This window comes from Bacillus sp. SN1, assembly GCF_002796895.1.
GTDB classification, from domain to species: domain Bacteria; phylum Bacillota; class Bacilli; order Bacillales; family Bacillaceae; genus Bacillus; species Bacillus inaquosorum.
Genome location: NZ_PHIE01000001.1, coordinates 1,491,740 through 1,501,460, shown reverse-complemented (window position 1 = coordinate 1,501,460; position 9,721 = coordinate 1,491,740). Strand labels below are relative to the sequence as shown.

At 47.4% G+C, this 9,721-nt stretch carries 12 protein-coding genes; 4 read left to right on the top strand and 8 right to left on the bottom strand.

From position 1 onward, the window contains the following. The first annotated feature begins 64 nt into the window (after positions 1-64). From sbcD to CVV77_RS07620, 3 genes are read left to right on the top strand one after another with little or no spacing between them, the layout of a single operon-like run. The gene (gene sbcD, locus CVV77_RS07630; RefSeq protein ID WP_100275025.1) at positions 65-1,240 is read left to right on the top strand and encodes an exonuclease subunit SbcD; all 1,176 of its coding nucleotides are present in this window, start codon (positions 65-67) and stop codon (positions 1,238-1,240) included. Further along, on the top strand, positions 1,237-4,629 hold the full coding sequence (gene sbcC / locus CVV77_RS07625) for an exonuclease subunit SbcC (RefSeq protein ID WP_100275024.1): 3,393 nt from the start codon (positions 1,237-1,239) through the stop codon (positions 4,627-4,629). Before sbcD ends, sbcC begins: the two co-directional genes overlap by 4 nt. Before the next feature lie 13 nt (positions 4,630-4,642). Further along, positions 4,643-4,945, top strand: a complete 303-nt coding sequence (locus CVV77_RS07620) for a hypothetical protein (protein WP_100275023.1) — start codon at positions 4,643-4,645, stop codon at positions 4,943-4,945. Positions 4,946-4,981: 36 nt separating this feature from the next. Here the strand turns inward: CVV77_RS07620 and CVV77_RS07615 are convergent, their stop codons facing one another. From CVV77_RS07615 to CVV77_RS07580, 8 genes are all read right to left on the bottom strand, one after another. Next, positions 4,982-5,200, bottom strand: coding sequence for a spore germination protein (locus CVV77_RS07615; protein ID WP_003239412.1), 219 nt, complete (start codon positions 5,198-5,200; stop codon positions 4,982-4,984). A 31-nt stretch (positions 5,201-5,231) separates the two neighbouring features. Beyond that, positions 5,232-5,633, bottom strand: coding sequence for a spore germination protein GerPE (locus tag CVV77_RS07610; RefSeq protein ID WP_084991634.1), 402 nt, complete (start codon positions 5,631-5,633; stop codon positions 5,232-5,234). Continuing rightward, complete coding sequence (gene gerPD, locus CVV77_RS07605) at positions 5,626-5,808, bottom strand: spore germination protein GerPD (protein ID WP_019258000.1); 183 nt, start codon at positions 5,806-5,808, stop codon at positions 5,626-5,628. The genes CVV77_RS07610 and gerPD overlap by 8 nt, the downstream gene beginning before the upstream one ends. Continuing rightward, positions 5,805-6,422: a spore germination protein GerPC gene (gene gerPC, locus CVV77_RS07600; protein ID WP_060398332.1), complete on the bottom strand. Its 618-nt coding sequence runs from the start codon at positions 6,420-6,422 to the stop codon at positions 5,805-5,807. The genes gerPD and gerPC overlap by 4 nt, the downstream gene beginning before the upstream one ends. A gap of 23 nt (positions 6,423-6,445) precedes the next feature. Then, on the bottom strand, positions 6,446-6,679 hold the full coding sequence (locus tag CVV77_RS07595) for a spore germination protein GerPB (protein ID WP_003239410.1): 234 nt from the start codon (positions 6,677-6,679) through the stop codon (positions 6,446-6,448). A 13-nt stretch (positions 6,680-6,692) separates the two neighbouring features. Next, positions 6,693-6,914, bottom strand: coding sequence for a spore germination protein (locus tag CVV77_RS07590; RefSeq protein WP_003239409.1), 222 nt, complete (start codon positions 6,912-6,914; stop codon positions 6,693-6,695). A 422-nt stretch (positions 6,915-7,336) separates the two neighbouring features. Further along, entirely contained in the window at positions 7,337-7,507 is a 171-nt protein-coding gene (locus CVV77_RS07585; protein ID WP_003239407.1) for an aspartyl-phosphate phosphatase Spo0E family protein, read from the bottom strand. A 142-nt stretch (positions 7,508-7,649) separates the two neighbouring features. Then, complete coding sequence (locus CVV77_RS07580; RefSeq protein WP_084991632.1) at positions 7,650-8,573, bottom strand: CotH kinase family protein; 924 nt, start codon at positions 8,571-8,573, stop codon at positions 7,650-7,652. Positions 8,574-8,727: 154 nt separating this feature from the next. Here CVV77_RS07580 and CVV77_RS07575 point away from each other — a divergent pair, with 154 nt between their 5' ends. Further along, positions 8,728-9,633 (top strand): fumarylacetoacetate hydrolase family protein, encoded by a 906-nt coding sequence (locus tag CVV77_RS07575; protein WP_084991630.1) that lies wholly within the window; start codon positions 8,728-8,730, stop codon positions 9,631-9,633. Positions 9,634-9,721 lie beyond the last annotated feature (88 nt).

Genomic DNA, 9,721 nt, shown 5'->3' with positions numbered 1-9,721 from the left:
CGTAAGCTCCGGGAATTCAGACGGAGCGGATCTCGTTTTCTATACAAAAGAGAGGTGAAAGCATTTGCGGATTTTACATACGGCTGACTGGCATCTTGGAAAAACACTTGAAGGAAGAAGCAGGCTGAGTGAACAGGCCGATGTGCTTGATGAACTGAATACGATTGTAAAGGAAGAGCAGATCGATGCCATTGTAATGGCGGGGGACGCGTTTGACACCGTGAACCCGCCGGCTTTAGCCGAGCAGCTGTTTTATGAAAGCCTGTCTGCACTCAGTGACAGGGGGAAGCGCCCGATTGTTGTCATTGCCGGAAACCATGATAATCCTGACCGTCTGTCCGCCGCTTCACCGCTGACACATGAAAACGGCATTTATTTAATCGGCTATCCGACAACAGAACCGCTTCATATTGAAGTGCCTTCAACTGGGGAGCTTTTGGCTGTCGGAGCACTGGCGTACCCATCTGAAGCGCGGTTAAATGAAGTGCTTTCCGATACATTTGATGAAAAGCTGCTCCGTGATCATTATGACGTGAAAATCAGGCAGGCGTTTGAGCATATGACAAGCCGGTTCCGCAAAGACGCAGTGAAGGTTGCCGCCAGCCATATTTATGTCGCAGGCGGAAACCAAACGGATTCAGAGCGGCCAATTGAAGTCGGCGGCGCTTATACGGTGGCTGCTGAAAGCCTGCCGGCGGATGCGGCTTACGTGGCGCTCGGCCATTTGCATCGCCCGCAAACGATCAAGCGGGCGCGTACCCTTGCGCGTTATTCAGGATCTCCGCTCGCCTACAGCTTTTCTGAAGCGGGCTACGCCAAATCAGTGACAATCGTGGACGCAAAACCGGGGGAAGAGGCCTCTTGGAATGAGGTTTTATTATCAAGCGGCAAGCCTCTTGTGAAGTGGAAAGCGGCAAATGGCTTAAGCGAGGTGTACAGCTGGCTGGATGAAGGCAGAGATCAGAATGCCTGGATTGACCTTGAAATTCGTGTGGCGGACCAGCTGTCACTTGAAGAAATTCATAGGCTGAGGAAGGCGCACCCGGGCCTTATCCATATCAGGCCGGTTTATGAAGAACAGAACAAAGACCGGGAACGGATCGAGGTTAAGCATGTGTCGATCGAGGACCGCTTTAAGAAATTTTATGAAAAACAAACTGGCGGCGCGGTGCCGGATGAAGAAATGGTGAAGCTGTTTTTAGAGCTTGCATCAGGCGTTGAAGAGGAGGATGCGAAATGAAGCCGATCGCCTTAAGCATTAAGGGGCTCCACAGCTTTAGAGAGGAGCAGACGATAGATTTTGAAGGCCTTTCCGGTGCCGGTGTTTTTGGCATTTTCGGCCCGACAGGAAGCGGTAAATCCTCCATCCTCGACGCAATGACGCTTGCTTTATACGGAAAGGTGGAGCGGGCGGCGAATAATACGCACGGGATCTTAAACCATGCGGAAGATACGCTGTCTGTTTCCTTTACCTTTGCGCTTCAGACGAATCATCAAATCTCTTACAAAGTCGAGCGCGTGTTTAAGAGAACCGATGAAATGAAGGTGAAAACGGCACTCTGCCGCTTCATCGAAATCAAGGATGAGCATACGGTGCTGGCTGATAAAGCCAGCGAAGTGAATAAAAGAGTGGAGGAGCTCTTGGGGCTGACGATCGACGACTTTACGAGAGCGGTGGTCCTGCCGCAAGGGAAATTTGCTGAATTTCTGTCATTAAAAGGGGCGGAGCGCAGACATATGCTTCAGCGTTTATTTCATTTGGAGCAGTATGGAGACCGGCTTGTGAAAAAGCTGAGACGGCAGGCGCAGGAAGCCAATGCGAGAAAAAATGAAATGCTTGCTGAACAGTCCGGTCTCGGGGAGGCGAGCTCGGAAGCGGTTGAGCAGGCGGAACAGGCTCTCGAACAAGCCGAAGCCCGGCTGGAAGCGATGAAGAAGAATCGTGATCAGGCAAAGGAGCGGTTTACGGAGCATCAGGAGATTTGGAATGTCCAAAAGGAAAAATCCTCTTACGAAGAAGAGAAAAAACGTCTCGAAGAGGAACAGCCGCACGTAGACAGCTTGCAAAAGCGCCTGCTGGAAGCAGAAACAGCCGCCGCTCTGAAGCCCTATGCGGACCGATACGCAGAAGCGATCCAGCATGAGGAGAAAGCTGCAAAGGAACAAACGCTTGCTCAAAAAGAGTTAGCAGACCGGACAGGTTTCTTTCATCAAAAACATGAAGAGTATGAAGCGTGGCGCCGGCATAAAAGCGAGAAAGAGCCTGAGCTTTTAACTGAGCAGGAACAGCTTTCCCGCTTGCAGGAGATCGAAATCAAACTGAGTGAGGCCAAGCAAGAGGAAGCTCGCAAAAAGGCTGAACTCCAGCAGAAAGAAGAAGCTCTTCAATCTGTCATGAATGAATTGGAGACTGTAACAGACCGTCTGACACGGGGACAAAACAGGCAGACGGAATTAAAGCAGCAGCTTAAATCCCTGCAGGTGACTTCTGATGAGCGAAAAAGCTGTCAACAGGCCGCAGAAATGGCATCGCGCATCAGACAAACTGAGGAGCAAATCACAAAAGAGCAAAAACGAAGTGACGCATTGAATCTTGCGCTGCAGAAGATGCATGAGGAGAAGAACACACTCGTTCAAAAGATGGAAGCTGAAAAAAACAACATCATTCAGGCATATGAGGCTGTACAAACCGTGTACCATTTGGTATGCGAGACGGAACGGTCATTAACACATATGACTGACAAGGCTAGAAAAAGACAACACGCGCTTCACTCGCAGCGTGAAAAAGCAAGGGTGGCACTGCTGACAAAAGAGCTAGCCGAAAAGCTGACCGCCGGACAACCTTGTCCGGTCTGCGGTTCAACCGATCATGATCCGTCGGCCTCAGCACATGAAACGTATGAGCTCGACAGCAATCTTGAAGAGGACATCAAACAGACAGATGTGTTGCTGACGGAAGCGGCAGCTCTCAGCCAGGAGATTCTTTCAGCCAAAATCACACTTGAAGAACAGTCCGCGCGCTTTATTGAACAATGCACATTTTTGCAAACGATTCAAGCGCAGAACCTTGAAGCAGCAGCTTCTTACGAAAATCTGCCGGTGCATGATGCATTCGATCATGCCAACATTGAATGGAAACGAGTCAAACAGGACATTCTTTCTGTTAAAACACGAATGGCACAAATGATCAGTGCCTATCAGGAGTCTTTAAAAAAAGCCGAGCAGCTTAATGAAAAAATCGGTTTTGAAAAAAGAGAGGCTGACCGCATTGAAAACATCATCGCCGAGCTTCAGGCCTCAATGGTCAGCCGCCTGAACATGTTTAAAGAAGCATTTCAGGATCAAGCTGTGGATAAAGCGGAAAAATGGCAGCAAGCCATTGAAGAAAAAGACCGGGCTGCAGAAGAATGCGAGAAACGAATTGAGCGCAGCATCGCATTTCTTGCTGAGCATGAAGCACAAAAAGAAAAGCTGCGGGAGTCAGGGCATCAGCTTGAGCGTGAAAAGCTGGAGCTTCATTATGCGGCTGAACGCATAAAGAGCGTGATAGCGGATTATGAGCACGAACTCGGAGATTACGCAAAAGGAGATTCGATTGAAATCAAACTCCGCTCTGTCCAGCAGAATCTAAAGCTGTTAAAGGAAAAAGAGCAATCTTTATATGAAGAACTGCAAGGCGACCAGATGAAACTCAATCAGGCGAAAAGCCGCGCTTCAGCAAGCGAGCTCACCCTGCAGGAGGCGAAGGGCAGGTTGGAAAAAGCGGAAGCCGATTGGCTTGAGCATGCGAAAAGCACCTGCTTTACCCGGACTGAAGAGGTGGAGCAAAGTCTCATTCCAGCCGATGAGCTTGAAAAGATGAAAGCCAGCATAGACCAGTTTATGGATAAACTGAAGCAAAATGCTGCAAACTTAAAACGTGTAGCAGAGATACTTGCCGGCAGAGCCTTATCAGAGAGCGAATGGAGCGAAACCGTTACGGCATTACAAGAAGCAGAGGACGCATTTGGCGCTGCTATAGAGGAAAAAGGCGCGGCAGCGAAAGCACTTGCCGTCATTCGCGATCATCATAAACGGTTTAACGAAATTGAAGCTGAACTGAAAAAATGGCAAACACATATCGACAGGCTGGACAAGCTGCAAGCTGTGTTTAAAGGCAATACCTTCGTCGAATTTTTAGCTGAAGAGCAGCTTGAAAGCGTTGCGCGGGACGCGTCAGCAAGACTTGGCATGCTGACGAGACAGCGCTATGCCATAGAAGTGGATTCAGAAGGCGGATTTGTGATGCGGGATGACGCGAATGGAGGCGTCAAACGCCCGGTATCCAGCTTGTCTGGGGGAGAGACCTTCCTCACCTCGCTTTCTCTCGCTCTTGCGCTGTCTGCGCAGATCCAGCTTCGCGGAGAATACCCGCTCCAGTTCTTTTTCTTAGATGAAGGGTTCGGCACACTCGATCAAGATCTGCTGGATACGGTTGTGACAGCCTTAGAAAAACTGCAGTCAGACAATCTGTCTGTCGGTGTCATCAGCCATGTGCAGGAGCTTCGGGCGCGGCTTCCGAAAAAGCTGATCGTCCATCAGGCTGAACCGAGCGGCCGCGGTACACGGGTATCACTTGAGTTGATGTAAGGGAGGACTGGATATGGCAAAGCAGACTGTCGGAATATGTGAGCTGTGCGGCCGAAGCGAAGTCCAGCTGACAGAGCATCATCTCACACCGAAGGAAGAAGGCGGAACGTTCCTGCCGACAGCGATGCTCTGTATTCCTTGCCATAAACAGATTCATGCCTTATATACAAATCAAGAGCTTGCGGTTCGCTTAAACGGAATAGATGAACTCAGAAGCGATCCGCAGCTTGCCCGGTTTGTCAGCTGGATCAGAAAACAGCCGCCTGAGAAGCTGATCAAAACAAAGAAATCAAATGAACGAAAAAAGAAAAAATGACCAAAAAGCAGCCCTCTCTTTGCAGAGCGGCTGCTTTTATCCATTTCCAACCATATCCTGATCACTGACATCGGGGTCTATATAATTTGTCGCGTTGATTGCATTGTTTAATAGAAGGAAATCTCCCGTGTTCCCTGCTCCCGAACCGAGCGCAGATTTTGAAGAGCTTTTCGGAGAAAGGTAAAAGGAATCACCAAAGTTTACGACTCCGCCCGATATGGAATTGATAGCTATAGGCCCGACAATTGCTGGCATAAACGACACCCTTTATCGAAGTCTCTGTTTATTATATGCTCTTGGCGGGCGATTGTGAGCGCGGTGACTGAATCTGTCTAATATGTTTGATTCTCGCATCGCCGCGGACATGCGAAGCCGCCCCCACATGAAAAACAGAAGAGGATGAGACCCCTTGAATTTTGATGCTGCGTACATGAATGACCGGCACTTCGTGGCAAAATGCGCTTTGTACACCTGTTTCGGGAATCGGCTTCACTGCCTGCTGCTGAAAGATCTGGTACTCCTTTCTGTTAAATGAACCTTCATTTTCATAAAACGTTGAAAGCGAGCGCTGAACAGCCAGTACTTTTATCTTCATATCGATTTCGTTTGTATCGCCAACTTGAAACACACTTGATATTCCAAGAGAGTTAAATTTAATCAGTCTGATGCGGGAAATACGCTTAAGCATTATTCGACGGCAGCGGAGCAAACGGCCCGATGATAAGAGATTCAGGCGGCGTATCGAAAATAGAAGAAAGATAGATAGATTCAGTGTCTCCGATGTGGAAAACAGAGGAGCTGGATACACCATTCATCCGGATATCCCCGACCTCCAGGTTGCGGTTGATGACTGTAAAGATCATGCTTGCTCATCTCCTTTCATTTCGGATGGGATATGTTCAAGAAAATGTTCTACAGCACGGATCACGTCACGCTTCACATGCTCAGCGATATGTTCTGCATATTGTTTAGGCGGTGTGTTTTCTTCTTTTTTGATATGGGACATATAATAGTGAATCCGGCTGTCCATTTGTTTTCTGATGTCTTCAATGACATGATGCCTGTTTGTATCGTCAAGCCTGCTGTCATACTGATTTTCAAGCTGCTCCAGCACATTTGGGATTTCCTCGGTTAAGTACATGTCGACATTCTGGCGGATCTGCTGCATGAGCTGGGCGCTCTCTTCCTGCTGCATCATCCCGATTTCAGGTGCCGTTTGGCTGACTTCAAAATTTTGGACGCTGTTCGGGTCTGTCGGATTTAAACCGATATTCAATGTCCCGTCGAGCCTTTCGATTTTCAGCTGATCAAATTTATACTCCACACGCTCAATGGTAGTGGCCGGCCGCTGTTTCATCGTATTCATTTCAGCTTGAATCTCTTTCAGCTGCCGTTCGAGCTGCTGAATATGAAGCGCCTGCTGCTGAACGAAGGAATTCAAGTTTTGCAAGTAAGAGGAAACAGATTGATCATACATGTTCTTTCACCTCTTTCATATGATTAACGACCAGGAGGCTGGAGCGGGACCAATGTTCCTGTATCGGGCTCATCTAATTCAACTGGCTCCCCCTGAGCTGAAACTTCGGGGGCCGCTTCTACATAGCTGCCTGTATTATACAGGTTAGAAAGCGATTTAATGGACCCGGCGCTTCCGATTTGCAGAATGGAGGAGTTGCTGATTGATTCCAGCCGGAGATAGTTAATTTGAATGGTTTGATTAATATAAAAGTTCATGAAGCACACTCCTTTACGCATTCCCTACGATCGGCTGATCAACTGCATCGTTGTCATACACATTCGTCGCGTTTTTGTAATTCATCACCTTGAGGCTGTCACCGGTATTAAAACTGCCCGCACCGGCAAACGTTCTAACCTCGGCCTGAGGAGAAATCGTAATACAGTCCCCGATGTGAATGACTCCGCTCGTACCAATCGCATTAATTTTAAACGCTCCGACAATGGCCGGCATACGAGCACATCCTTTGTTGAAATATTGAAAAAAGGCAGGTAAAGTATAAATAGAATTTGATTTTAATTGGGCTATTCACGATAGCTTATGACAAACGCACATATGTGTGAGAGAAATTTAGAGGGGACATATCGGCTTCAAATGTAAGCGGTCGCATTTTTTGGACCGTTATGTTTAAACATTTCAAAAGCGGGTATTGAATAAACTGAGCGGAAAAGCGGCGATGGATGCCGCTATCCGCCTGCGTGATTTTTGTTTCAGTTACTATGGTGTTTTTTCGTGTGGGAAATGCTTTTTGGAGTATGTCGTGCTGCGGTATCCGTTTTTTGGGCGGGCACATTCTCGCCCTGAGGTATATCCCGGAAGTGCTGAGCAATAAGCGGAGTTACATGTGGTGTATTCAAATCGTTATAGAAAATGATTCACATACGGGAGTTTTCAGGATATCCCCCAAAAATCATTTCTTCTTTAATTCGGCTGTTCAGCAGACTGTCCAGCTTTTGGCTGCATTGAATCGTCTCCTTTGAATTCATGCCGTATTTTTGTGCTGTTTCAATTAGTGTGATTCTCATTTCTTCAATTTTACTGTTCATTACACGATCTCCAATTCTAGAATTTTATTTTGATAAATACAGGATATCGTTAGTATAACCTATTTTTGCTGAAAAGGTTGCCTTTCGTCAATTTGACTGAAAAAGCGACAATTTTTGTTGCGCTTTTTTATGGAAGAAAGGACTATAGTCTTGCTAAGTGTGCTTGCAAAAAGTCCTGCCGCTCCTCTATTTCTCTAAGTATATTTGTCTGCTCCTTTTCGAATTGCAAGGGGCTTTTTTTTATGAATGGATCATCATCAGCCTTTTGACAAATGTCAAGATGCCAATCTCTGATGAAAGGAGACAATCGTTCAATTGTAAACGACCGGTTCAGCACGTTTTTCATTAACGTGTGATATTGCGACCGGTAGGCGGGAATGGAAAGAAGCCTTGACGAGAGCGTCTGCCCTTTAGTCAGCAGAGGGTCTTCGTCAGATCTTCCGTGTGCGGCAAGCGATCTGGTCTCTATCGGGGAAACGTGAAGCCGGCCGGATTCGTGTAAACACAATGTGTAATAAAAGCCTTGATTGGTGCAGGCGCTCCCGATCAGCCACAGAAAAAACAGTTTGACATCCAAATACATTTTAATGCGCTCAGCTAATTCGTCATCTCCAGCTGTACGGATCAGCATGAGAAATTCATGTAAGAACGCGGCAGATCCATCTTTGAAAACGGACAGCGGAACCCTTGGATCGGCGGTCTTCACTTGGTAACCTGCCCTATCGGCTAGCAGATGGTTCTTGATGCTCAAATAAATGCCTTCTGGCTGGCCATTGATGGTCAGAAAGCTGTACGAGGCAGCAGGAGCGGGAACGCCGATCTGATCAAAAAAACAATAGGCGAGCCTGCGCCGCATCAGTGACGGATCATCCTGTTCCGCATTCAAAAAAAGTGTGTTTTCACCAAGCAGAGACTTCTCCCAGCTGATTTCATAGGATGCCTTTTCCGCTCTGTCACGCTGTGTGAGAAGAATCGGAGAAACTGATCGGTCCGTCACCAAAAGCCCCTTGGCAGCTCCTTTTCTATTCAGCTGCTGCCGATGAAAAAATAAGTGTATGTTCTCCATATTCTTTCCTCCTCCTCAAAACGCCATTTGTATGATATGTGCAGCAAGCCCGTCCCGAAACGAAATGAAAACGGACACGAGAAAAAGGGATTTCAGTATTCGACAGAGAATACATGAAGGAGCATTCTGATTTAAAAGATGATGGAGGAATAACATGAAATTTGCGACAGGGGAACTTTACAACCGAATATTTGTCGGCCTGATCATTGATGATGATAAAATTATGGATTTGCAAAAGGCTGAAAAAAAACTGTTTGAACTTGAGACGATTCCGGGATCGCTGATTGAATGTATCGCAGAAGGGGATAAATTCGTTGCGCATGCAAGGCAGCTGGCAGAGTGGGCAAAGAAACCGAATGATGAGCTGGGATCATTTATGTATTCATTATCTGAGGTGAAGCTTCATGCACCCATTCCTCAGCCGTCAAAAAATATCATCTGCATCGGCAAAAACTACAGGGACCATGCGATTGAAATGGGAAGCGAGGCTGACATTCCGGAGCACCCGATGGTGTTTACAAAATCGCCAGTAACGGTTACAGGGCATGGTGATATCGTAAACAGCCATGAAGAGGTCACCTCTCAGCTCGATTATGAAGGAGAGCTTGCTGTCGTCATCGGAAAGAGCGGCACCCGCATATCAAAAGAAGACGCATATGACCATATTTTCGGATATACGATTGTGAATGATATCACGGCGCGTGATCTGCAAAAAAGGCATAAGCAGTTTTTTATCGGAAAAAGCCTGGATACGACATGTCCGATGGGACCCGTGCTTGTACATAAATCATTGATTCAGGAGCCTGGGCGCCTCAAGGTTGAAACGAGAGTCAACGGCGAGCTGCGCCAATCGGGTTCGGCGAGCGATATGATCTTTTCCATTCCGGAATTAATTGAAACCCTCTCAAAGGGGATGACGCTTGAAGCGGGAGACATCATTGCCACCGGTACGCCGTCTGGAGTCGGAAAGGGATTTAATCCGCCAAAATTCTTGCGGTCAGGTGACAAAATCGACATTACGATTGACCCGATCGGAACGCTGTCAAACCAAATCGGCTGAAACAAACAGGAGGGCGGACTAGGACCCGCCCGTTTTTTCTGAGTCTATCTTTGTGGCAGAGGACAAGTTCATGGTACTATAAGTGGGG

Excerpts from the sequence above, each read along its gene's own strand:
- sbcC (WP_100275024.1), top strand. The coding sequence starts at position 1,237 with ATGAAGCCGATCGCCTTAAGCATTAAGGGGCTCCACAGCTTTAGAGAG.
- CVV77_RS07620 (WP_100275023.1), top strand. The coding sequence starts at position 4,643 with ATGGCAAAGCAGACTGTCGGAATATGTGAGCTGTGCGGCCGAAGCGAA.
- CVV77_RS07615 (WP_003239412.1), bottom strand. The coding sequence starts at position 5,200 with ATGCCAGCAATTGTCGGGCCTATAGCTATCAATTCCATATCGGGCGGA.
- CVV77_RS07610 (WP_084991634.1), bottom strand. The coding sequence starts at position 5,633 with ATGCTTAAGCGTATTTCCCGCATCAGACTGATTAAATTTAACTCTCTT.
- gerPD (WP_019258000.1), bottom strand. The coding sequence starts at position 5,808 with ATGATCTTTACAGTCATCAACCGCAACCTGGAGGTCGGGGATATCCGG.
- gerPC (WP_060398332.1), bottom strand. The coding sequence starts at position 6,422 with ATGTATGATCAATCTGTTTCCTCTTACTTGCAAAACTTGAATTCCTTC.
- CVV77_RS07595 (WP_003239410.1), bottom strand. The coding sequence starts at position 6,679 with ATGAACTTTTATATTAATCAAACCATTCAAATTAACTATCTCCGGCTG.
- CVV77_RS07590 (WP_003239409.1), bottom strand. The coding sequence starts at position 6,914 with ATGCCGGCCATTGTCGGAGCGTTTAAAATTAATGCGATTGGTACGAGC.
- CVV77_RS07585 (WP_003239407.1), bottom strand. The coding sequence starts at position 7,507 with ATGAACAGTAAAATTGAAGAAATGAGAATCACACTAATTGAAACAGCA.
- CVV77_RS07580 (WP_084991632.1), bottom strand. The coding sequence starts at position 8,573 with ATGGAGAACATACACTTATTTTTTCATCGGCAGCAGCTGAATAGAAAA.
- CVV77_RS07575 (WP_084991630.1), top strand. The coding sequence starts at position 8,728 with ATGAAATTTGCGACAGGGGAACTTTACAACCGAATATTTGTCGGCCTG.